The organism is Algibacter luteus, assembly GCF_900141715.1.
In the GTDB taxonomy this organism is placed as follows: Bacteria; Bacteroidota; Bacteroidia; order Flavobacteriales; family Flavobacteriaceae; genus Arenitalea; species Arenitalea lutea.
This window is the reverse complement of the sequence record NZ_FQYK01000003.1, coordinates 180,538-204,472: the sequence shown is the minus strand read 5'-3', so window position 1 is coordinate 204,472 and position 23,935 is coordinate 180,538. Positions and strand designations below refer to the sequence as shown.

The following is a 23,935-nucleotide window of genomic DNA, read 5'->3' as shown; positions in this document are numbered from 1 at the left end:
ACAAATAGGTTTACTAATTTACGCTATATTTGGGCATTTAACCCTGAAACAGAATGAAAATTAATAAACTTTTCTTATTAGTAGCTTTAGCTATATGTTTTGTTACAAAAAGTTATTCCCAAAAGGGAAAATACCCAATTACCAATGGATTTGGAATAACCGGTGGCCTTACTAAATTTAATATTGTTACTGATAATTTTAAAACGAAAGAGGCGAACGGATTCGTAGGTGGAATAAGCGCCACCGTAGATATTCCTGTAAGGTGGTATAACGTAAGTTTTGGCATGCAACTTTCTGAAAGCACAATTGAAATTTCAGGCAGACCTGCTTTAATTAGTTCTGAAGAAGAATTTATTGAATATAAAATGTTTGCAGCACAGGTTGCTATGTTGTTGCATGTAAAAGTGATACCGCATTATTTTACTATTGATGTTGGTCCCATGTTGCAATACAACGGAAAGCTAGAATTTAAAGATAGAAACCAAGAAGGGTATTACATAAACAATTACAGTAATTTAACCGCTCAAGATATTACCAATATTTCTCAGTTTAATTTTAATGGCGCTATTGGTGCCTCATTAGGTGTTAGCAATTTTAAGTTGAAAGCACAATATATCTATGGGTTTACTAATATTTTGAGCAAACTAGAGAGTGAAAATTTAGACACCACCGGTGGCGATGCTCGTTTTAAAGGAAACCAGACCATGTTGGTATTAGGCGCTACAGCTTTTTTCTAACTGGTTAATTCTGGTTTGCGAAAATATTTTTTCCGTAGCCAAAACGAGACTTTTACTAATAAAATTAATGCTGGGACTTCCACTAATGGTCCTATAACACCCGCAAAAGCTTGTCCTGAATTTAATCCGAAAACTGCAATAGCAACAGCTATAGCCAACTCAAAGTTGTTTCCAGCTGCAGTAAATGCTACAGAAGCGGTTTTATCATAGGTGGCGCCAGAAGCTTTGGTAAAAAAGAACCCAATAATAAACATTAGAGTAAAATAAATGAGTAGCGGTACTGCTATAATTAATACATCCATAGGGATTTCTACAATTAACTCGCCTTTAAGTGAAAACATCACTACAATAGTAAATAATAAAGCGATTAAGGTTAATGGAGAAATAGTTGGAATGAATTTTTTGCTATACCATTCTTCGCCTTTTAATCTCACGAGTATAACGCGACTTAAAATCCCTAAAAGGAACGGAATACCTAAATAAATAGCAACACTTTCTGCTATGGTTGCAATGGAAATATCTACTATTGCGCCTTCAAATCCGAAATATGGAGGCAGAACAGTAATAAAAATCCATGCATAAAAGCTATAAGCAAAAACTTGAAAAATGCTGTTTAGCGCAACGAGTCCTGCGCCATATTCACTGCTACCTTCGGCCAAATCATTCCAAACTAAAACCATGGCAATACATCGGGCAAGACCAATTAAAATGAGTCCAACCATATATTCTGGATAATCACGTAAAAAGGTAATGGCTAATAAAAACATTAAAACGGGGCCAATTATCCAGTTTAATATTAGAGAAATGGACAAGATTTTAACATTGCGAAACACTTTAGGCAAAAGCGCATAATTAACTTTTGCTAAGGGCGGATACATCATTAAAATTAACCCGATAGCAATAGGAATATTGGTGGTTCCGCTGTTAAATGAATTGATAATGTTAGGAAACGTTGGTATAAAGTAACCCAATGCAACACCAATGGCCATGGCTACAAAAATCCATAAGGTTAAATTTCTGTCTAAAAAACTTAATTTTTTTGTTGCCATTTGTTAGGATTTAATTTGAGAAAAAACATAAAATAATTCCGTAGCTATTTGAAGACTACGCTCATTGTATTTTTCTGCTTGAAGCGGTGTGTTATCAAATGCTTTAGGGTCTTCAAAAGTAATTGGTATACGTTTTTCAGCTCCAGGAACAAAAGGGCAGGCCTCATTGGCAGAATCACAAGTCATAATTGCTGCAAATTCAGATTTAGGATTAAAATCGTCATCTAATTTTTTTGAAAACCCAATAATTGGATGCGCATTTTCAGAATATTTTATACTGTAAACCGGGTTGCTACCTTCAGAGATGGTTTTAATCAGAAACCCTGATTTTTTTAGGGTTTCTGCAGCCATAGGAAAAAGCGCTGTGGCTTCTGTTCCGCCAGAATAACAAAACACTTGTTTAATATTAAAATAATTGGCCATTGTTTGCGCCCATACTTGAGACAAGTGACTTCTTCTTGAATTGTGTGTACAAATAAAGTTGATTCTTATCTCTTGATTGTTGTTTGCTTTCTGTTGAACAAAATCTATTAAAGGTTGTAATATGGTTTTACGCGATTCTGAAATGGTTTCAGGTTGTAACGTTTGGATTAATTTTTCAATTTCCGAATACATGGTTGATTAAGTTGGAGTTATTTATTTGTTTAAAGTATAATTTAACAGCAGTTTCCGTCTGGTGTGCAACATGGTTCATCATTCAAATCAGACATTCTCACTTTTACTTTTTCAGTAGGAATACCACAGTTATCTTTAGCTAAACAATCTGTTTGTTTTGAGGTTAATAGGAAATCTTTCCCATCAAAATCAAGTCCAAATTTTCCAATTGTTTCTCCTTGATATTCAACTTCAACCTCTAAATCACCAATATTAAGTTGGTTTTCAGAAAGTTTTATAATATTTAATAGTTTTTCAGGATGCAATCTATGGTCGTAATCATTGGCATTCCAAAGTTGAAAGTTCACAACCTCCTCGTTTCTAATTGTACCACCACAATCAATAAAGTGTTTAGTGATTTTACCAACTTCGGTAACGTGAAAATGCTTAGGAACTAAGTCTCCGTTAGGTAATTTAAAAGCAATGTTATTCAGTTCTTCTAAAATTAATTTTACTTGTGAAAGTTTCATAATGTTATATGTTTATTGCGATTATGCGATTAATATGTTAAAATTTTTTTAGCAGCAGTCTTGTTTTTGAGTCAGGTCTTGATTCAGAAATTCGGTCATAACTTTTTTCATAGCCTTCCAATTATCTTGATTTATGCAGTAGCAAACGCTTGTGCCTTCAACATTACCCTTTATTAAACCCAAGTGTTTAAGTTCTTTGAGATGTTGAGAAATAGTTGGTTGTGCTAGTCCAATCTCCTCCACCAAATCTCCACAGACACAAGTATTAATTTTAAATAAGTGCTGTAAAATGGACACTCGGGCAGGATGCCCAAACACCTTTGCAAATAGAGCAATTTCGTTTTGTAGGTCGGTAAACATTTCTGTTTTAGCTAATCCCATGATTTCTTTAATTTGTTTATTGCAATATTACGATTAACAGATGAAACAACAAAACATTTTTCATGATTTTGCTGTGTAATTTAGAATGAAAAATGGTAAGTATTTGTATTTAATACGCTTTTTGGAGCCTAAAATTACAGTTTGTTAATCACCTTTTCAATGCGTTTGATACTTTCATTTTTACCGATCATAAACATGATATCAAACACATCAGGACCTTGTAGAGCTCCCACCAATGCTAAACGAAGAGGCATCATAACTTTTCCAAAACCAATGTCGTTTGAAGTTATCCAGCCTTTTATTTTAGTTTGAAGGTTAACAACGCTAAAATCGTCAATTCCATCAATCATTTCAATAAGTTGAGTCATTAATGGTTTTGTATCCTCCTTAAACGCTTTTTTCGAAGCTTTCTCGTCGTATTCAGATGGTGCAACAAAAAAGTAATGGGTTAAATCCCAATAATCGCTTATAAATGTAGCACGTTCTTTTACTAAACCAATAGCCATTGCTATGTAGTTGACATCAATTTCCGCAAGTTCACTGTGTTGAGATTTAAAAGATTCGGCTAAAACATCATTCGATTGCTCTTGCATATAATGATGGTTAAACCATTTGATTTTATCAGGATCAAATCGTGCACCAGATTTGTTTACACGCTCTAATTCAAAAGCATTTATCAGTGCATCTAAATCAAAAATTTCTTGTTCGGTTCCAGGATTCCAACCTAAAAAAGCTAAGAAATTAACCATAGCTTCAGGGAAATAACCATCTTCTTTATAGCCTCTAGAAATATCGCCTGATTTTGGATCTGTCCATTTTAAAGGAAATACAGGAAAGCCTAATTTATCGCCATCTCGCTTGCTTAATTTACCTTTTCCTGTTGGTTTTAAAATTAATGGCAAATGCGCAAATTCAGGTGTTTCCCATCCAAATGCTTTATACAACTGATAATGTAATGCTAATGATGGCAACCATTCTTCACCACGAATAACGTGAGTGATTTCCATTAAATGGTCGTCTACAATATTTGCCAGATGATACGTTGGCATGCCATCACTTTTAAACAATACTTTATCATCTAGAATGTTGGTATCAATTTTAATGTCACCACGAATAATATCTGTAAGGTGTAATGTTTCGTCTTGCGGACTTTTAAATCGAATCACATAGTCTTCACCCGCATCTAGTTTAGTCTGAGTTTCTTCCGCGCTAAGCGAAAGAGAATTCGATAATTTTAATCGGTTATGCCAATTGTAAATAAAGGTTTTGCCTTTTGCTTCGTGGTCTTTTCTATGAAAATCGAGGGTTTCGGCAGTATCAAAAGCATAATACGCATTTCCAGAAGCAATCAATTCATCGGCGTATTGTTTGTATAAATGTTTGCGTTCACTTTGTCTGTAGGGTCCAAATTTTTCGTTCTTTCCTGGGCCTTCATCAAACGGAATGTTGCACCAATTTAAACTGTCAATTATATATTGTTCTGCACCTTCAACATAGCGATTTTGGTCGGTATCTTCAACCCTTAACACAAAAGTGCCGTTATTTTTTTTAGCAAATAAATAGTTGAACAATGCAGTTCTTACGCCACCAATATGTAGTGGTCCAGTTGGGCTTGGTGCAAATCGCACACGAACATTTTTAGTCATGTTTTGTTAATTATGACTGCAAAGATAAATATTAAGAAAGAAGAGGGAAGTTCTAACCCAGAAGATTTAATAATTTTTAGAAATTCATTCCTTCAGGTATACGTTTGTTCATGATTTTAAACCATAAAGGCGGCACTAAAGACAAAACCATCGAGGTTGGATAGCCGTAAGGCATTTGTGGACTTTCTTCGTGGCATTCTAAAATCTGATACTTTTTAGAAGATTTATAATGATGATCGCTATGGCGGGTTAATTCATACAGAATGATTCTTCCAATTATATGGTTTGAATTCCACGAATGAATGGCTTTTACACGCTCGTATCTGCCCGATTTAGTTTTAGCTCTAAGTAACCCGTAATGTTCTATATAATTAACAGTTTCAAGCAATACAAACCCAACGATACCGGAAAACAATGCAAAAAGGAACCCTGTAAGGCCAAAAGCAAAGGCAATTATACCAAGATATAATAACTGAAGAATAAGATACCATAACATATCATTTTTAAAAGACAAGACACTTAAGTTATTATTTACGAGAAGTTTTTTCTGGATTTTCCAAGCACTTATGTACTGCCTAAAAATTGAGGTTACCCAATACGAATACACGCTTTGGTTATACCTGGCAGTTGCGGGGTCTTCTTTAGTCGCAGCATGTAAATGATGCCCGTAATTGTGCTCAATATAAAAATGCATGTACAACGCAGGTAACAATAAGGCTTTGCCTAAAAAACGCTCGTTTGTGGTTTGTCTGTGCCCAAGTTCGTGCGCTACATTAATTCCGTTTACACCTAAAACAATACCCATTGAAATTATTAATCCAACAAATTCATAACTCTCAAAAGAGTTCGTTGTTACAGTCACTAATGCAAAAATTAACAAGCCAAACACAATAGGTAGATTAAGGTATAGCAACCAATCAAATAGTATTTTGTTTTTTCGGGATTCCACTTCTTCCGGACCCAAATTTTTGTTGTCTATAGGAAATACCAGTTCTAAAATAGGAATTATAATAAAACCGTAAAAAGGCGTTAGATATGAAAACACCCCTTGGAAATGTATAGCAAAAAAAGTAACCAAAGGAATCGTAAAAGCGGCTAAGTATTTTAAATCTTTCATTTAGATTTTATTGATAAACGACGTATTAACGAAGTTTTAGTAAAGTTAGTAAATTGAAGTACAAAATAAAATTGTAGTTTAGTAAGTTAAATAAGGCAAGTTGAGTAATTTCGAGCACATACAAACCAAATTAGAAGCATTTATTAGGCGCTATTACTCTAATGAGTTGCTTAAAGGCGCTATTTTATTTTTCGCTATTGGTTTGCTATATTTTCTATTTACCGTATTTATTGAGCATGTTTTATGGCTAAAGACAACCTCTAGAACGGTACTGTTTTGGCTATTTATTGGAGTAGAATTTGGCTTGCTTGTAAAGTTTATTTTCATTCCGTTAGCAAAGTTATTTAAGCTTCAAAAAGGAATAGATTATCATGCGGCTTCAAAAATAATTGGGCAACATTTTCCTGAAGTGAACGATAAATTATTAAATGTACTTCAATTACATCAAACACCATCAGAATCCGAATTACTTTTAGCCAGTATAGAGCAGAAGTCTTTAGAGTTAAAACCTGTCCCTTTTAAACTCGCTATTAATTTTAAAAAGAATTTAGGGTACTTAAAATACGCTGCAATTCCGGTAATTATATTGCTTCTAACCTTTGCTACAGGAAATTTTAATTGGTTTAGTGATAGTTATAAACGTGTTGTTCATTACAAAACAGCTTACGAACCACCGGCTCCATTTCAGTTTTTTGTGGTGAATGAAAATTTAGATGCCATTGAGAATAAAGATTTTAAACTTATTGTGAAAACAGCAGGCGAAATAATCCCTGAAAGTGCTCAAATAAGCTATAATAATGAAACTTATTTTTTACAACAAGAAAGCGCTGGTGAGTTTGAATATGTGTTTACGCAGCCTAAAGAAGCCATAACCTTTCAGTTGTTGGCAAACGAAGTCATATCTAAACCTTACACAATAAATGTTGTTGAAACCCCTTCTTTACTAAGCTTCAACATGGTTTTAGATTACCCTAGTTATACAAAAAAGAAAAATGAGGTTTTAAAGAGCACAGGAAATGCCATTGTTCCTGAAGGCACTTTTGTGAGGTGGCAACTTCAAACTAAATCAACAGATCAAGTGTTTCTTTATGCCAAAGATACTGTGGGCTTTAAATCAGAAAATCGAAATACTTTTGAAGCAACAAAGCAACTATTTTCTAATTTTGATTACACCTTAAGTACAAGCAATAAAAATCTTAAAGATTACGAAAATTTATCTTTTAGCATTGATGTTATTAAAGATGAATATCCAGAAATTGATCTAAAAGTAAAGCGCGATAGTTTGGATTTACAAACGCTATATTTTTACGGACAAGTAAGCGACGATTATGGGTTTAGCAAGTTGCAAATGGTTTATTATCCTTCTGATAAGCCAAAGGAAAAGAAGTATGAAGGCATTCCATTATCAAATTCTAATATAGCAGATTTTATTAGTGCATTTCCAAATCAATTAGATATAAAAGCTGGGGTTTCATATGAATTATTTTTTCAAATTATTGATAATGATAGAGTTAACAACTACAAAAGCACCAATAGTAGCGTTTTTAGTTATAGAAAGCGTACTGAAAGTGAAGAAGCCGAGAAAAAGTTAGAAGAGCAAAGCGAAACAATTAAAGATTTAAATAAGTCTTTGAAAAAGTTTGATGAACAAGACAAACAATTGCAAGAACTTACCAAGACTCAGAAAGAGAAAACCAGTTTAAATTTCAATGATAAAAAGAAGCTAGAATCATTTTTTAAGCGCCAACAACAGCAAGATGAAATGATGAAAAACTTCAATAGAAAATTGAAGGATAATTTGGAGGAGTTTCAAAAAGAAAATCCAGAGCAAGATCAGTTTAAAGAAGATTTAAAAGAGCGTTTAAAAGATAATGAGGAGCAATTAAAGAAGGATGAAAAACTTTTGGATGAGATTAAGAAGTTACAAGAAAAAATAAATAATGAAGAGTTGGTAAAAAAACTCGACGATTTAGCAAAACAGAATAAAAATAAGAAGCGAAGTTTAGAACAGTTATTAGAACTTACGAAGCGCTTTTACGTTGAAAAGAAATTAGAAAAACTAGGAGACGATTTAGATAAGTTAGCAGACGAACAAGAAAAACTGTCGCGTGAGAATGAGGAAGAAAACACCAAAGAAAAACAAGATGATTTAAATAAACAATTTGAAGACCTTGTAAAGCAATTAGAAGAATTAGAGCAAGAAAGTGAAAGTTTAAAAAAGCCAATAGATATCCCTAGAGATAAGTTGGATGAAAATGAAGTAAAAAAGGAACAGCAAAAAGCTTCGGAAGAATTACAGAAGAAAGAGGAGGAACAAAACTCTGAAGAAAACCAAAAACCTGAAAATACTCAAGAAAATCAGAATACAAAGAATGCCCAAAAGAGTCAGAAGAAGGCAGCTCAAAAGATGAAGCAAATGAGTCAGCAAATGCAAAGCATGATGCAAGCTAGTGGAGGAGAGCAGATACAAGAAGATATGGATATGCTGCGTCAAATACTTGACAATTTAGTGCTATTTTCTTTTGATCAGGAAGCATTAATGGAGCGTTTTAAAAGCATAGAGATTAATCATAATAAGTATGCTGGTTACCTAAAAAAGCAGAGTAATTTACGGGAGCATTTTCAACACATCGATGATAGTTTATTTGCATTGTCTTTACGTCAACCAAAACTTTCAGAACACGTTAATAAGGAAATTACGGAAGTGTATTATAACATGGATAAGGCATTGAGTTTGTTAGCCGAAAGCCAATTGTATCAAGGTATATCTAATCAACAATTTACGGTTACTGCAGCAAATAATTTGGCAGATTTTTTAAGTAATATGCTTGATAGCATGCAGGAAAGTATGAGTATGTCGGCTGGTAAAGGAGGTGATGGGGATATGCAATTACCGGACATTATTATGAGTCAAGAAGAACTTAATAAAATGATGGAAGAGGGTATGAAAAAAGGCAAGAAGGGAAAGCCTAATGAAGGTGAAGGTAAAAAAGAGGGAGAAGGGGAAAAGGAAGATGAAAAAGGCAAAGATGGAAAATCTGGTAAAGACGGAAAGGAAAAAGGAAAAGAGAAAGGTGAGAATGGAAAACAATCAGGAGGCGAAGGCGAAGGCAATAGTGAAGAAGAAAATGAGCTATTGTTTCAAATTTATCAACAACAACAGCAATTGCGACAGGCTTTACAGGATAAAATAGAAAAAGAAGGTTTAGGTGGTAATGGGGATGCGCTAGTTCGTAAAATGGAGGATATTGAATTGGATTTACTAAATAATGGTTTTACAAATCAAGTGCTTCAAAAAATGATGGAATTGAAACATCAGTTATTAAAATTAGAAAATGCAACCTTTCAACAAGGAGAAGATAATAAACGCGAATCAGAAACAAATAGAAAGCAATTTGACGGTTCTTCTACCAATCAGATCCCCAAAGCCAAACAATATTTTCAAACTACTGAAATTTTAAATCGTCAAGCTTTACCTTTGCAGCAAGTTTATAAAAAGAAAGTTCAAGAGTATTTTAAAAACGCTAATGATTAATTTCAATTACGAGACTGATTTTATTTTGGAATCAGAAGAGGAAGTTACCAAATGGGTAATAGAAACAATTTCTGCTGAAGGATTTAAATTAGAAGAAGTCAATTATGTGTTTTGTGATGATGACTATCTTCACAAATTGAATGTAGAATTTCTTAAGCATGATACGTTAACAGATATTATTAGTTTTGATTATTCTATAGGAAAAATAATACAGGGAGATGTGTTTATTTCTGTTGAACGGGTGAAGGAAAACGCTATAGATTTCGGTGTTGAATTTATTGATGAGCTACACCGGGTTATCATTCATGGTATATTGCATTATTGTGGCTACAAAGACAAAACAGCTGAAGAGGCTAAAACCATGCGTAACAAAGAAAACTTCTACTTGGCGCAACGTATTAATAATTAAAGATTTCAACGTATATTTGCAAACTTAAATTAGCGACATGTTCCACGTGGAACATGTAAATTGAATTATAGAATTATGTTTAACGAGCTTTATGATGTTATAGTTGTTGGCGCAGGACACGCAGGAAGTGAAGCTGCTGCTGCTGCTGCAAATATGGGAAGCAAAACGTTGCTAGTTACCATGAATTTACAAAACATTGCACAAATGTCTTGTAATCCTGCTATGGGTGGCATTGCTAAAGGGCAAATTGTGCGTGAAATTGATGCTCTTGGTGGTTACAGTGGAATTGTTTCTGATACTTCAGCAATTCAATTTAAAATGCTAAACAAATCTAAAGGACCCGCTATGTGGAGTCCGAGAGTTCAGAGTGACAGAATGCGTTTTGCTGAAGATTGGAGGTTACTATTAGAAGGTACGCCTAATCTTGATTTCTATCAAGAAATGGTTTCGGGGTTGTTGGTTGAGAATCATAAAGTGGTTGGTGTTAAAACATCTTTAGGAGTTGAAATAAAAGGAAAATCTGTTGTACTAACTAACGGTACTTTTTTAAACGGATTAATTCATATAGGTGATAAAAATTTTGGTGGAGGACGAGCTGGGGAAAAAGCAGCAACTGGAATTACAGAGCAGTTAGTTGAATTAGGTTTTGAATCGGGAAGAATGAAAACGGGAACACCTCCTCGTGTTGATGGCAGATCTCTCGATTTTACAAAAATGACGGAACAACCTGGGGATGAAAATCCTGAGAAATTTTCCTATTTAGATATTACAAAACCATTAGTAAATCAGCGGTCTTGTTATATGACTTACACAAGTGAACAAGTGCATGATTTATTACGTGAAGGTTTTGATAGATCACCTATGTTTAATGGTAGGATAAAAAGTTTAGGTCCTCGATATTGTCCTTCTATAGAAGACAAAATAAATCGTTTTGCTGATAAGGATAGACATCAATTATTTATCGAACCAGAAGGTTGGAATACATGCGAAGTTTATGTAAATGGTTTTTCAACTTCGTTGCCAGAAGATGTTCAGTTTAAAGCTTTACGTTCGGTAGTTGGTTTTGAGAATGTGAAGTTTTTCAGACCAGGTTATGCTATTGAATATGATTATTTTCCACCTACTCAATTAAAACATACTCTTGAAACTAAACTTGTAGAGGGCTTGTATTTTGCAGGTCAGATTAATGGAACCACTGGTTACGAAGAAGCCGCGTCGCAAGGTTTAATGGCTGGAATAAATGCGAGTTTAAAAGTTCAGGAAAAAGAAGCGTTTACCTTAAAAAGAGACGAAGCTTATATTGGAGTATTAATAGACGATTTAATTACGAAAGGTACAGAAGAGCCTTATCGAATGTTTACATCTAGAGCAGAGTACAGAACTTTGCTTCGTCAGGATAATGCAGATTTAAGACTAACTCCTAAAGGTTATGAGTTAGGTTTAGCCTCAGAAAAGCGTTTGAAGCGCATGGAAGAAAAACACGAAGCGGCTGAAAGATTCGTAAGTTTTTTTGAAACTCAAAGTGTAAAACCAGAAGAGATTAATCCGATTTTAGAATCTAAAAATTCGGCACCAGTTAATCAATCGGGAAAACTTTTTAAAGTGTTTTCTAGACCTAATATTGAAATGGATGATGTTAGAAAGGTTCAAAGTGTTGAAGCCTATATTCAAGAAAATAATCTAGACAGAGAAGTAATAGAGCAGACCGAAATTCAAGTAAAATATTCTGGTTATATCGCCAAAGAAAAAAATAATGCAGATAAATTATCAAGATTGGAGTATGTAAAAATTCCAGCTAACTTTGATTACTCTCAAATAAAATCGATGAGTTATGAAGCGCGTGAGAAATTGAAAAAAATACAACCTACAACTGTTTCTCAAGCATCAAGAATTAGTGGTGTTTCTCCTAACGATATTTCTGTTTTATTGGTTTATATGGGAAGATAATTTTGAAACGTTCCACGTGGAACACATTTTTTTTCACCTTAAATCTAGTGTAAATATCTTTTTTAAAAGCTAACCTCTATTTAAAATTTGTGACAAAACAACACATAAATCATATTCATTTAATAGTAAAAGATCACTCCGTTTCAGGAGAGGAATTCGAATTAGTTGAGAATTCAGAATACGGATTTCTTGAAACCAAACCACAACCATCTTCTGATAAATTATCTGAATATTATAAAAGTCAAGACTATATTTCGCATACAGATTCCAAAAGAAATCTATTCGAAAAAGTATATCATTTGGTTAGAAGTTTATCCCTTAAAAAGAAATTGAACTTAATTAATTCTTTTTCATCTGAAAGCAAAACACTATTAGACGTTGGATGCGGAACAGGAGATTTTTTGCAAACGGCATTAAAAAACAAATGGCAAGTCTCAGGAATAGAACCTAATGTACAAGCTCGAGAAATTGCCAATAAAAAAACAAACAATGCTGTTTTTGAAATCGAGCAACTTTTAAAATTTCAAGCTTCCAGTTTTGATGTGATTACACTTTGGCATGTGCTAGAGCATTTACCAAACTTAGAAGATCATATGGCAGTTTTTAAAAAACTTTTAAAACCAAACGGCACTTTAATTATTGCGGTTCCAAATTATAAAAGTTATGACGCCAAATTTTATAAAGAATTTTGGGCTGCTTACGATGTGCCTCGACACCTTTGGCATTTTAATAAAGATTCTGTTTCAAAATTAATTTCCAGTTTTAAATTTAAGGTTGTAAAAGTTAAACCCATGTGGTTTGATTCATTTTATGTGAGCATGCTTTCAGAAAAATATAAATCTGGAGCTATGAATCCTATTAAGGGAATATGGGTAGGATTGCTGTCTAATTTTACAGCATTAAGTAGCAAAGAAGCTTCTTCATTAATTTATGTCATCAAAAACAGCTAAAATCAATTCTTAGAAAGCCTAGTCTTTTTTCTTTAACTAAAACGTATAAATACTAGCTAGATTTCTAAAAGCGCTTTAGAACGCTTTATTTGAGTTTATTTTTAATAGATAATTCTTATTTTAAAAAAATACTTAATAAATGTTAGTTATAAGTTAAATTCAGTCAAAATTAAGTTTTGTATTTACCATACTTTATTACATTTGTGCGGATTATATATTTTGAATACCAAAGATTAATTATTAAATATAAAAAAATGAAAAACGTAGTTTATGTCGCTTTAGCAATGTTGGTTTTAGCGTCTTGTCAAAAACCAAATAAAATTGGTTTTATAGATAACGGAACAGTAATTAACGATTTCCAAGAGAAAAAAGATGTTGAAGCTAATTTTCAAGTTAAGCAAGAAGCTTTTGGAAAAAGAGCCGATAGTATAAGCCAGGCATTTCAAGCTGAAGCACAAAAAGGACAAGCCGAAGCGCAAAGATTGGCGAGAAGTAATAGAAAGAAGGCTGAAGAGTTGATGTTAGGTTTACAACAAAAACAACAACAGTTGCAACAACAAATGCAAATGGAACAACAGCAATTAAATCAATCTTTTCAAACAGAAATTGATTCGGTGATTGTACATGTGAAAGATTTTGTAAAAGACTACGGAAAAACTAATGGCTACGACTACATTCTGGGAACAAGTGATGCGGCAGCCACGGTGATGTACGGAAATGAAGCAAGCGATTTAACACAGACGATATCAGATGCTTTAAACGCTAGTTATAAAAAGTAAAAACAAAATTTTAGAATTTAAAAACTGGCTAATTAGCCAGTTTTTTTGTGTCTTTTAAGGAATAAAATAGTATTATTTTTACAGCTTAAATGTATTCATGGAAACTAACAAACTACAGCGCGTTGCCTTAAGCACCTATTTCTTTTTGTCCGGATTGTGTTTTGCTACTTGGGCATCGAGAATTCCTACTATAAAAGATAATTTTGGGCTTAATGACGCGCAATTAGGTACCATATTATTAGTTATGCCCATTAGCGCTTTAATAGGAACCGTTGCTTCAGGTTGGTTAGTTTCTAAATTTGATAGTCGAGATCCGTTGGTAATTGCATTTATCTTTTTTGCCTTATCGTTAATAGGCATATCTTATGTAAACACGACGCTTTTATTAATGGTATTATTAGCTTCATTTTCAATTTTTATGCGTGTGTTAAATGTAGCTATGAATGCTCAGTCTATAACACTTCAAAAGACATATCATAAAAAGATAATTGGCTCATTTCATGGTTTATGGAGCATCGGTGGTGTTTTTGGTGTATTGTTTTCTACTCTAATGGTAAAAGCTGAGGTTTCTATGGGAACACATTTTTCAATAATAGCAGTAATAACCATTTTAGGCTCTATAGCAATTTATCAGAATTTACTTACTAACGATAAGTCTGTTACAGGAAACAAACTAATTTTTGGGAAGCCAGACACCTTTATTTTATACTTAGGTATGCTTATATTTTTTGCTTCCATATGTGAAGGCGGTATGTTTGATTGGAGCGGAATTTATTTTAAAGAAGTCGTTAAAGAAGATGTCTTTACTTATGGGTATTTATTGTTTATGATTTGTATGGCGATCTCTAGATTTTTTATAGATAGATTATTGGATAGATTGGGAATGTCAAAAATGTACATATTCAGTAGTATTTTAATAGCCACAGGTATATTATCTGCGGTGTTGTTACCTCAATTCTGGACAGCATTAATAGGTTTTTGTTTGGTTGGTATAGGTGTTTCTCCTATTTTCCCTATGACTTATATGTTGGCAGGTAAATCTCAAAAATATTCTCCAGGAATGGCTATTTCAATAGTTGGCACTTACTCTATTGTGGGGATGTTTATTGGGCCACCTTTAATCGGTTATTTATCGCACGCGTTTGGTTTACAAAAGGCATTTTTAATTATTATGTTATGCGGTTTAATGTTTATTCCAATTTCTAAATTGTTTTTTAAAAATTTAAAACAAGAGGTATAATTATATCATTTACGCGTAAAAAGAAAACGCTTTTGGTATAATAAAGGCTTCAAAACCACCAGAACCCACAAGTTCACCATCAGCTTGTATTAATGGCTCCTTTATTTGATCAATTTCAACAGTTAAAACTTCTGTTTTAAACGTTTTCACTTTGTAGTGTTTGGTAATATTTCCATTAAATAATTTAGAAAGATTACTCACAATTTCTAACTTTCTTAAATTCCTAGCGACCGAAATATCTAATAATCCATCAAACGGATTTGCACTTTCTGTAAGTTGCATACCTCCACCAGAATACTGGCACAAACCGATAAGAATCATTAAAGTTTCTCCAGAAATCGTTTCAGATTTGGAAACAACTTTAGCCTTAAAATTCTTAAACCTAAATAAACTTATTATAGTTCCGTATAAATAAGCAATAGCTCCAAGGTGTTTAAATTTATGAACTTTACTTACAACAAATCCGTCAAAACCAATACCGGCTAGATTAATAAAAAAAATGGGTTTATTTGAGTTGTTACATATTACAATTTTACCAACATCTTGGGTCTTCAATTGGCCATTTTTTATAATTTGAATGCAGCTTTCAAAATCTTTTGGTATGTTATGTGTTTTCACCCAATCGTTGCCAGTTCCAATAGGAATAACTCCAACTTTAATCTCTGCTGTTGGTATGAGATTTTGAGTCATAATAGCATTTACCATATTATGTAAAGTCCCATCACCACCAACACAAATAAAATGCTTTATGTTTTGTATTAAAGCTTGATGTAAAAGTTCAGTACTGTGTTTCGGGTATTTTGTAAATTCAAATTGAAAGTTAAATTCATATTTTTTAAACAGCGCTTTAATGTTTGGCCATTTTTTCCGGCTCAAACCATTGCCCGAAGTTGGGTTAATAATAACAAACCATGTTACAGGAGCAGCACTCATTAGGCTGCTTTTTTATGAAGTAGTCGTGTTAATTTAATCGACAAATCTGTCAATATAATTTTAGAATTCCCGTTACGCTCTATATGGTAAATAGCATCTTGCAATTCGTTGCTTATATCCATAATATTGTTCCCATGGATGAAAGGGGCAAAATTTTCAAGTTTAAATTTTTCAGTCTGTGGTTCAAGGTAAACTAAGTCGGTAGCATTATAATTCAATAGCAATGCCTGACGAAAAAAATCTAAACAAAAATTAAGAAATTGTTTTTGGGTTTCTCTTCCTGTTTTAGCAATATCTTCACTCCAAGAAATTAAATCGTGAATTGCTGCTTTATTACCTTTGGCTTTAAAAGCGCTTCTAATCCAGAAAACAAACCAAGTTTCAAACTGGGTATCTTCAGAATCTTGATACACCAAATCGCAAGCCTTGTTATAATTTCCGTTAGATTGATGTGCAATTTTTGTAGCAACACCCATTTCAATATTATACTGTTTTACTAGCGCATTTTTAATCACATCTTCAGCTAAAGGCGGAAAATGTAAAATCTGGCAACGCGATCTAATCGTGCTAATAATCGATTCTTCATCTTCAGCGATTAACAAAAATATCGTTTTATTAGGCGGTTCTTCTATTAGTTTTAGCAGTTTATTGGCGCAGGCCGTATTCATTTTTTCTGCCATCCAAATCAGCATCACTTTATAACCGCCTTCGTAAGCTTTCAGCGAAAGCGATTTTACAATTTCGTAAGCCTCATCAACCCCAATTTGCCCCTGTTTATTATCAACCCCAAGCAATTTGTACCAATCAAATAAGTTACCATAAGGTTGTTCTTTTAAAAGTTGGCGCCATTCTTCAAGATAAAAACTAGAAACCGGTTTGCTTTTCACTTTATCGCTAGTAGTCACAGGGAAAGCAAAATGCAAATCTGGGTGCGAAAAATTTTGAAACTTCAAGTTACAAGCTTGATTTCCTGTATTATTTTCACCGCCGGAATTCGCACATAAAATATATTGTGCATAAGCCAAAGCCAAAGGTAAAGTGCCAGAACCTTCATTGCCAACAAATAGTTGAGCATGCGGTATTCTGCCATTATCTACACTTTGCGTAAGGTGTTTTTTTATGTGGTCTTGACCTAATATGTCTTCAAAAAGCATAAAACAAAAGTAAATCAATTTTATTAGATGCAAAGCACCAAAAATACAGTAATTGAGATATAAAATATTATTAGGGCGTTACCACAAGGGTCGGGCTTTCGGTAGTCGCTTCCCGATAAAAAAATCGGGAGAGCTTCAACAATACCTCAATCCCTAACGCAAAATCGCGTTTTTCAAGAAAATTAAATATTTCTTTCAAGCTACATCGTTTTCGTGAAAAAAGTCATTTTTTATCCCTCTATATTTAGTTACATTTGTTGTTCAAAATACTAAGAAACAAAAACATATAGATAAATGAAAACGCTTAACGATTTTAATTTCGAAAATAAAAAAGCATTAATTCGAGTAGATTTTAACGTGCCTTTAAATGAAAAATTTGAAGTTACAGATGCTACAAGAATTGTATCTGCCAAACCTACTATTATAAAAATTTTAGAAGATGGCGGAAGCTGTATTTTAATGTCTCATTTAGGTCGACCAAAAGGATTTCAAGATGAGTTTTCATTAAAACATATTGCCAATAAAGTGGAAGATATTTTAGGCGTTGAAGTAAAAACGGTGAACGATTGTATTGGCGACGAAGTTGAAGCTGCCGCTGCTAGTTTAGAACCAGGACAAATTTTATTATTAGAAAACTTACGTTTCTACAAAGAAGAAACTGCAGGCGATGTTGGGTTTGCCGAAAAATTATCAAAATTAGGAGATATATACGTAAACGATGCCTTTGGCACAGCGCATAGAGCACATGCCTCTACAACTATTGTTGCTCAATTTTTTGAAGGCAAAAAGTGCTTCGGAAATTTATTAGCTCAAGAAATTGAAAGCATTAATAAAGTAATGAAAACGGGCGAAAAACCTGTTTTAGCTATTCTTGGTGGTGCTAAAGTGTCTTCAAAAATCACTATTATTGAAAATATATTAGATAAAGTAGACCACTTGATTATTGGTGGTGGTATGGCATTTACGTTTGTAAAAGCACAAGGCGGAAAAATAGGAAATTCTATTTGTGAAGACGATAAAATGCCTTTGGCTTTAGAAATTTTAAAGCAAGCAAAAGCTAAAAATGTACAAGTTCATATTCCTGTTGATACGGTTGCTGCCGATGCTTTTAGTAACGATGCCAATACGCAAACTGTAGATATTAATGAAATTCCAGACGGATGGGAAGGTGTTGATGCTGGACCAAAATCTATTGCTTTGTTTCACGATGTGGTAATGCAATCTAAAACCATATTATGGAATGGTCCTTTAGGTGTTTTTGAAATGGAAAAATTTGCCAATGGCACCATTGAACTTGGAAATTCTATTGCTGAAGCTACTAAAAAAGGAGCCTTTTCATTAGTTGGAGGAGGTGATTCTGTTGCTGCCGTTAAGCAATTTGGTTTTGAAGATAAAGTAAGTTACGTAAGTACCGGAGGTGGTGCTATGTTAGAAAGTTTAGAAGGAAAAACACTTCCTGGAATTGCAGCCATTCTAGAATAATTTGAAATAAGTTTTCAAATTACCTTTAAAAATACGAATTTAGCCATAACATCATTCATTAACGGAATAGATATTATGGCTTTTCGATTTTTTATAATAGTATGCTTCATAAATACAGGGATTTGCTTTTCGCAAGCCCTAGATTCTATTCCTTCAAGCAATAAAATCAAAGACACTATTCTGGTCCAAAATGTTCCAGTAAAAAACGCTGAAATTCAAGACAACCCAGTTGTTAATAAAGTAATTGAAGCAGAGGTTGACAGCACATCAATAAATAATTTAAAAGATAACGAGTTTGCTGCCCAACTTGATGACAAGTGGTACGAAGAACTCTATAGCAATAATTTATTTGATACCATTTATAATTCGGTACAAAATCTAGATTATAAATCTGTTGATTATCCAGAATTACCAACCGATGTACTCAAGGCTCGCCTAAAAGAGCTTGATGCTAGAACACCCTTTAATGTAGAATACAATCCTTCATTAGAAAGTGTCATAAAAGGATATTTAAAAAATAGGCGTAACTCCATTCAAAAACTCATCACATTAAGTGCCTTTTATTTCCCAATGTTCGAAAGGGAATTAGATCTTTATGACATCCCTTTAGAAGTAAAATATTTAGCCATTGTGGAGTCTGCTTTAAAGCCACGAGCAAAATCTAGAGTTGGTGCAACAGGTATTTGGCAGTTTATGTTTAGTACGGGTAAAATGTACGGATTAGATGTAAGCAGTTATGTTGATGAGCGAAGCGACCCTATAAAATCTACCGAAGCAGCTGCAAAATATTTGGCGCGATTATATAAAATATTTGGCGATTGGGATTTGGCTTTGGCAGCATACAATTCTGGACCAGGAAATGTTTCAAAAGCGATTCGTCGTTCTGGAGGTTATCAAAATTATTGGAATATTAGGCATAACCTTCCGCGTGAAACAGCAGGTTATTTACCAGCCTTTTTAGCGCATATGTACATTTTTGAATATGCCGAAGAGCATGGGTTTAAGAAATACAAACCAGAATTGGCTTATTTTGAAACAGATACGGTTAGAGTTAAACAGATGATAACCCTCGACCAAGTTTCAGAACTTACCGGAACGCCCATTGAGAAACTTCAGTTTTTAAACCCGTCATATAAATTAGATATTATTCCTTTTGTTAAAGACGAAAATTACACCCTCAGATTACCAATTGATGTGATAGGAGAGTTTGTAAATAACGAGGAACAAATTTATGCTTATGCCAAAGCGGAATTTGATAAACGGGAAAAGCCTTTACCGCAGTTTTTTAATGCGAACGATAAAGTTACTTATAGAGTAAAATCTGGTGATTATTTGGGGAAAATTTCTAGAATGTATTCGGTTAGAGTGAGCGATATTAAAAGATGGAACGGACTAAGAAGTAACAATTTAAGTATCGGTCAAAGATTAACTATTTATCCAAGAAAGCCAGTTGTAAACAAGCCAGTTTCTACAAAATCGACAACAAAACCAAAACCTATAGCAGGAGAAGTAGTAACCTATATTGTACAAAGCGGAGATTCGCTTTGGAGTATTTCTCAAAAATTTCCTGGAGTTTCTATCCAAAACATTAAAGATTGGAATGGTATTAGTGGTAGTAAATTAAAACCAGGTATGAAACTTAAAATATCTAAAGGTTAAAACGCTTTAAAATTTAAAAAATATTATGCGAAATCTTCTTTATTTAGTATTTACAGTTACCCTTTTCACTTCTTGTGGAGATAAAAAATCAAGTAACGAAAAATTTCTTCCGGACGCCTCTGGTGCCATCAATAACGTTTCGGTTGTTGCCGAAAATGAGTTATGGGATGGCCGTGTTGGAGATGCGATAAGAAATGTTTTGGCAAAACCAATTTACGGTTTACCACAAGACGAGCCAACATTTACTATTAGTCAAATTCCACCAGCTGTTTTTTCTGGTTTTGTTACTAAAAACAGAACGGTTCTAAAAATTGAAACCAATAAAGAAGCGGGTATGAACATTGCCGAAGACGTATATGCCAAACCTCAGAAAGTAATTACGGTTTTTGGAAAAACCAAAGAAGAAATTATCGAAGTTTTAAAGGCAAATGAAGACAAAATTATAGACACTTTTAGAAATGAAGAATTAGCCGAAAGACTCAGGCAAATGTCTAAATCACCTCATCGTTTTACTGCCATTAAGGAAAAACTAGGGTTAACCATTCAGTTTGCATCTATTTATCGCATTGCCATAGAAACAGATAATTTCTTCTGGATTAGAAAAGATATAACCACTGGAACAAATAATTTGATGATATATGAATTGCCATATGACGCGATTATAAGAAATGACAGTGTTGTAAATCAAATTATAAAAATTAGAGATTCTATTGGTAAAGAACATATTGAAGGCCCCGTGGAAGGCTCCTATCTTATTACCGAAAATGCGTATACACCTTTTCACGGAGAAACCATTATTGATAATAAACCAACCCTAGAAACTAAAGGTATTTGGGATGTTAAAAATGCGTTTATGGGAGGGCCTTTTATAAATTATGCCATTGAAGATAAAATAAACAAGCGTTGGGTAGTTATTGAAGGTTTTGCCTTTGCACCATCGGTTGAAAAACGAAATTATATGCTGGAACTTGAAGCTATAATTAAATCAGCAAAAATTGAATAGATAAAGAAGACATTATAAAAAGAAAACCAGCTCAATGAGCTGGTTTTTTTCTATCAGGAAATTTAGTTTAATCTTTTTTATCTTCTGAAGTTTCTTCTTCTTTGCTAGCGTCTTTAAATTCTTTAATTCCACTGCCCAATCCACGCATCAATTCTGGTATTTTTTTACCTCCAAATAACAGTAAAACAACCACAACTATTAATGCTATTTGCCAAGGCCCGATAGCTAAGGGTATCATAAGTAAATTCATAATAATGATTTTAAAAAGCAAAGTTAATAATTAAAGTTAAATAAAATCGTTTTATGCATAACTTTAGCATATTCTATATATCAGAATATAGCCTAAGAGAATAAAAAACACTCTTGGTTAAAACCAATAATATTAAATAAATTCTATTTATTTTTGTTTCAACATGGCAAACAAGAAAAAGAAACCCAAAAAGATAAAGCGAAAATTACTCGATAAGTATCGATTGATGATACTTAACGAAAATACTTTTGAAGAACGTTTGTCGTTTAAATTAACGCGACTCAATGTCTTTGTGATGAGCTCTTTGGTTGCTATTTTTTTTATCACATTAACTTACTTGCTTATTGCATTTACTCCGCTAAGAGAATATATCCCTGGATATTCTTCTACAGCCCTAAAAAAGAAAGCTACGGAATTAAGTTATAAAACGGATTCTTTGCAACGTGTTATAGCTATGAACGATCGATATTATGAGTCTATTAAAAAAGTGTTAACAGGCGATTTAAATGCGATAAACTTTAATAAAGACTCAATTGTTCAGGCTGTAAAACTAGAAGCTAGCGAAGTAGATTTAACGCCCATTGCCGAGGATTCACTCCTTCGTGAAAAAGTAAATAAAGAGGATAAATATAACTTGTTTGAATCGGCAACCTCAGCCACTAATTTTGTTTTATTTCCGCCTGTAAATGGCACTATAAGTGAACCATACAATGCAAAAGAAAAGCACTATGCAGTAGATATTGTATTAGCAAAAGATACACCAATAAAAGCAACTGCCGATGGCATTGTGGTTTTTGCAGAATGGACCGCTAGCACAGGTTACGTAATCATTCTAGAGCATAGTTATGGTTTAATTTCGGTTTACAAGCATAATGCATCCTTAACAAAAAGTCAAGGTGATTTAGTTAAAGCAGGAGAAGTAATTGCAACGGCAGGAGATACTGGCGAACTTTCAACAGGACCACATTTGCATTTTGAACTTTGGAATGATGGTTATCCCATTAACCCAACTAATTTTATAGATTTTAAATAGATATGATTTCATTAAAGTCTGCATTGGCAAAACCTTTTGCAAAACGTATTTATAAAAAGATCCAAAAATGGGCAACGCATCCAAATGAAACTCAGAATCGCGTATTTCAAGATTTAATTTCTGAGGCTACACAAACACAATTCGGAAAAGATCATGATTTTGTAAGTATTAATAATCATGAGGATTTTGTAAAACGTGTTCCAATAAGAGATTACGAAGACTTAAAGCCTTATGTTGAAAAAGTAGTTGCTGGTGAAGAAGATATTCTTTGGAAAGGAAAACCAATTTATTTTGCCAAAACATCCGGTACAACCTCAGGATCGAAATATATTCCAATCACAAAAGAGAGTATGCCATCGCATATTGAAGCAGCAAGAAACGCTATTTTGATGTATATTCATGAAACTGGAAACGCCAAATTTGTAGATGGGAAAATGATTTTTTTACAAGGAAGTCCTATTTTAAAAGAGCAAAACGGCATTCAGCTAGGGCGTTTATCAGGTATAGTAGCCCATTATGTGCCTAAATATTTGCAAAAAAACAGGTTGCCTTCTTGGGAGACTAACTGTATTGAAGATTGGGAAACAAAGGTTGATAAAATAGTTGAAGAAACTTTACCCGAAAACATGACAGTTATTTCTGGAATCCCTTCTTGGGTTCAAATGTATTTTGAAAAAATTCAACAGAAAACAGGAAAAAAAGTAGGTGATGTATTTAAAAACTTCAACTTATTTATATTTGGAGGTGTAAATTACGAACCTTACAGGGCTAAATTTGAAAATCTAATAGGCAGAAAAGTAGATAGTATAGAATTGTATCCTGCAAGTGAAGGTTTTTTTGCTTTTCAAGATAAACAGGATGAAAAAGGGATGCTACTTCAGTTAAATTCGGGTATTTTTTACGAGTTTATTAAAGCAGATGAATTTTTTGAAGACAACCCAAAACGTATCACCATTAAAGATGTTGAGCTTGGTGTAAATTATGTCATGATTATCTCAACTAATGCAGGTTTATGGGCTTATAATATTGGAGATACTGTAGAGTTTACATCAACAAAACCATATCGTGTTATAGTATCAGGACGGATAAAACATTTTATTTCGGCATTTGGTGAGCACGTAATAGGTAAAGAGGTAGAGCAAGCCATTCAAGAAGCAACGGCAAATACAAATATTAGAGTTTCAGAATTTACTGTGGCGCCTCAAATTAATCCTAATGAGGGGTTGCCATATCACGAATGGTTTATAGAATTTGAAAATGAACCAGACAACCTATCGGCTTTAGCGAAAAAAATAGACGAGTCACTTCAAAAACAAAACTCTTATTATTTCGATCTAATTGAAGGTAAAGTGTTGCAGCCACTCAAGATTACAAAAGTAAAAACTGGAGGTTTTCAAGAGTATATGAAATCTGTCGGGAAATTGGGTGGGCAGAATAAATTACCTAGATTGTCTAATGACAGGAAAATTGTTGAACGTTTTTGTTGATCTATTCTAAATGCAAAGTC

The 23,935-nt window shown here is 33.4% G+C and carries 21 protein-coding genes; 12 read left to right on the top strand and 9 right to left on the bottom strand.

Annotated features, from left to right (window positions below; translation table 11 throughout):
* The first annotated feature begins 53 nt into the window (after window positions 1–53).
* Window positions 54–737, top strand: coding sequence for a hypothetical protein (locus BUA46_RS07030; RefSeq protein ID WP_019387976.1), 684 nt, complete (start codon window positions 54–56; stop codon window positions 735–737).
* On the opposite strand, the gene arsB is transcribed toward BUA46_RS07030, so the two are convergent.
* From arsB to BUA46_RS07000, 6 genes are all read right to left on the bottom strand, one after another.
* A complete protein-coding gene (gene arsB / locus BUA46_RS07025; RefSeq protein ID WP_019387977.1) occupies window positions 734–1,786 on the bottom strand; it encodes an ACR3 family arsenite efflux transporter in 1,053 nt (350 codons plus the stop codon). The two genes, BUA46_RS07030 and arsB, sit on opposite strands and share 4 nt — an antisense overlap.
* A 3-nt stretch (window positions 1,787–1,789) precedes the next feature.
* Window positions 1,790–2,401, bottom strand: coding sequence for an arsenate-mycothiol transferase ArsC (locus BUA46_RS07020; protein WP_019387978.1), 612 nt, complete (start codon window positions 2,399–2,401; stop codon window positions 1,790–1,792).
* Between the two features lie 41 nt (window positions 2,402–2,442).
* Window positions 2,443–2,910 carry a DUF6428 family protein gene (locus tag BUA46_RS07015; RefSeq protein WP_019387979.1) on the bottom strand — a complete coding sequence of 156 codons (468 nt, stop codon included), beginning with the start codon at window positions 2,908–2,910 and terminating at the stop codon, window positions 2,443–2,445.
* A 48-nt stretch (window positions 2,911–2,958) separates the two neighbouring features.
* Window positions 2,959–3,291 (bottom strand): ArsR/SmtB family transcription factor, encoded by a 333-nt coding sequence (locus tag BUA46_RS07010; RefSeq protein ID WP_019387980.1) that lies wholly within the window; start codon window positions 3,289–3,291, stop codon window positions 2,959–2,961.
* Between the two features lie 134 nt (window positions 3,292–3,425).
* Complete coding sequence (gltX, locus tag BUA46_RS07005; RefSeq protein ID WP_019387981.1) at window positions 3,426–4,937, bottom strand: glutamate--tRNA ligase; 1,512 nt, start codon at window positions 4,935–4,937, stop codon at window positions 3,426–3,428.
* 76 nt (window positions 4,938–5,013) lie between these two features.
* Entirely contained in the window at window positions 5,014–6,054 is a 1,041-nt protein-coding gene (locus BUA46_RS07000) for an alkane 1-monooxygenase (RefSeq protein WP_019387982.1), read from the bottom strand.
* 100 nt (window positions 6,055–6,154) lie between these two features.
* On the opposite strand from BUA46_RS07000, the gene BUA46_RS06995 reads away from it, so the two are divergent.
* The 6 genes from BUA46_RS06995 to BUA46_RS06970 all read left to right on the top strand — a co-directional run bounded on the left by BUA46_RS06995 (window position 6,155) and on the right by BUA46_RS06970 (window position 14,914).
* Window positions 6,155–9,589, top strand: a complete 3,435-nt coding sequence (locus tag BUA46_RS06995; protein ID WP_019387983.1) for a DUF4175 family protein — start codon at window positions 6,155–6,157, stop codon at window positions 9,587–9,589.
* A complete protein-coding gene (ybeY, locus tag BUA46_RS06990; protein WP_019387984.1) occupies window positions 9,582–9,998 on the top strand; it encodes an rRNA maturation RNase YbeY in 417 nt (138 codons plus the stop codon). The genes BUA46_RS06995 and ybeY overlap by 8 nt, the downstream gene beginning before the upstream one ends.
* Window positions 9,999–10,073: 75 nt before the next feature.
* Complete coding sequence (gene mnmG, locus BUA46_RS06985; protein ID WP_019387985.1) at window positions 10,074–11,945, top strand: tRNA uridine-5-carboxymethylaminomethyl(34) synthesis enzyme MnmG; 1,872 nt, start codon at window positions 10,074–10,076, stop codon at window positions 11,943–11,945.
* A gap of 89 nt (window positions 11,946–12,034) precedes the next feature.
* Window positions 12,035–12,895: a class I SAM-dependent methyltransferase gene (locus tag BUA46_RS06980; protein WP_019387986.1), complete on the top strand. Its 861-nt coding sequence runs from the start codon at window positions 12,035–12,037 to the stop codon at window positions 12,893–12,895.
* 254 nt (window positions 12,896–13,149) lie between these two features.
* Window positions 13,150–13,674 (top strand): OmpH/Skp family outer membrane protein, encoded by a 525-nt coding sequence (locus BUA46_RS06975; protein ID WP_019387987.1) that lies wholly within the window; start codon window positions 13,150–13,152, stop codon window positions 13,672–13,674.
* Window positions 13,675–13,771: 97 nt separating this feature from the next.
* Window positions 13,772–14,914: an MFS transporter gene (locus BUA46_RS06970; protein ID WP_019387988.1), complete on the top strand. Its 1,143-nt coding sequence runs from the start codon at window positions 13,772–13,774 to the stop codon at window positions 14,912–14,914.
* Between the two features lie 9 nt (window positions 14,915–14,923).
* On the opposite strand, the gene BUA46_RS06965 is transcribed toward BUA46_RS06970, so the two are convergent.
* Complete coding sequence (locus tag BUA46_RS06965) at window positions 14,924–15,847, bottom strand: diacylglycerol/lipid kinase family protein (RefSeq protein ID WP_019387989.1); 924 nt, start codon at window positions 15,845–15,847, stop codon at window positions 14,924–14,926.
* Window positions 15,847–17,001 (bottom strand): DNA polymerase III subunit, encoded by a 1,155-nt coding sequence (locus BUA46_RS06960; protein WP_019387990.1) that lies wholly within the window; start codon window positions 16,999–17,001, stop codon window positions 15,847–15,849. Before BUA46_RS06960 ends, BUA46_RS06965 begins: the two co-directional genes overlap by 1 nt.
* 294 nt (window positions 17,002–17,295) lie before the next feature.
* On the opposite strand from BUA46_RS06960, the gene BUA46_RS06955 reads away from it, so the two are divergent.
* The 3 genes from BUA46_RS06955 (at window position 17,296) to BUA46_RS06945 (ending at window position 21,145) form a co-directional block, all read left to right on the top strand.
* A complete protein-coding gene (locus BUA46_RS06955) occupies window positions 17,296–18,483 on the top strand; it encodes a phosphoglycerate kinase (RefSeq protein ID WP_019387991.1) in 1,188 nt (395 codons plus the stop codon).
* Window positions 18,484–18,558: 75 nt separating this feature from the next.
* Window positions 18,559–20,142 carry a LysM peptidoglycan-binding domain-containing protein gene (locus tag BUA46_RS06950; protein ID WP_019387992.1) on the top strand — a complete coding sequence of 528 codons (1,584 nt, stop codon included), beginning with the start codon at window positions 18,559–18,561 and terminating at the stop codon, window positions 20,140–20,142.
* A gap of 25 nt (window positions 20,143–20,167) precedes the next feature.
* Entirely contained in the window at window positions 20,168–21,145 is a 978-nt protein-coding gene (locus BUA46_RS06945; protein ID WP_019387993.1) for a DUF4837 family protein, read from the top strand.
* Window positions 21,146–21,212: 67 nt separating this feature from the next.
* Here BUA46_RS06945 and tatA read toward each other — a convergent pair whose 3' ends face one another.
* Window positions 21,213–21,395, bottom strand: coding sequence for a twin-arginine translocase TatA/TatE family subunit (tatA, locus tag BUA46_RS06940; protein WP_019387994.1), 183 nt, complete (start codon window positions 21,393–21,395; stop codon window positions 21,213–21,215).
* A 163-nt stretch (window positions 21,396–21,558) separates the two neighbouring features.
* Between tatA and BUA46_RS06935 the strand changes: the two genes are divergently transcribed.
* Both BUA46_RS06935 and BUA46_RS06930 read left to right on the top strand, forming a co-directional pair.
* Entirely contained in the window at window positions 21,559–22,428 is an 870-nt protein-coding gene (locus BUA46_RS06935; protein WP_019387995.1) for a M23 family metallopeptidase, read from the top strand.
* A 2-nt stretch (window positions 22,429–22,430) separates the two neighbouring features.
* Window positions 22,431–23,915: a GH3 auxin-responsive promoter family protein gene (locus BUA46_RS06930; RefSeq protein ID WP_019387996.1), complete on the top strand. Its 1,485-nt coding sequence runs from the start codon at window positions 22,431–22,433 to the stop codon at window positions 23,913–23,915.
* Window positions 23,916–23,935 lie beyond the last annotated feature (20 nt).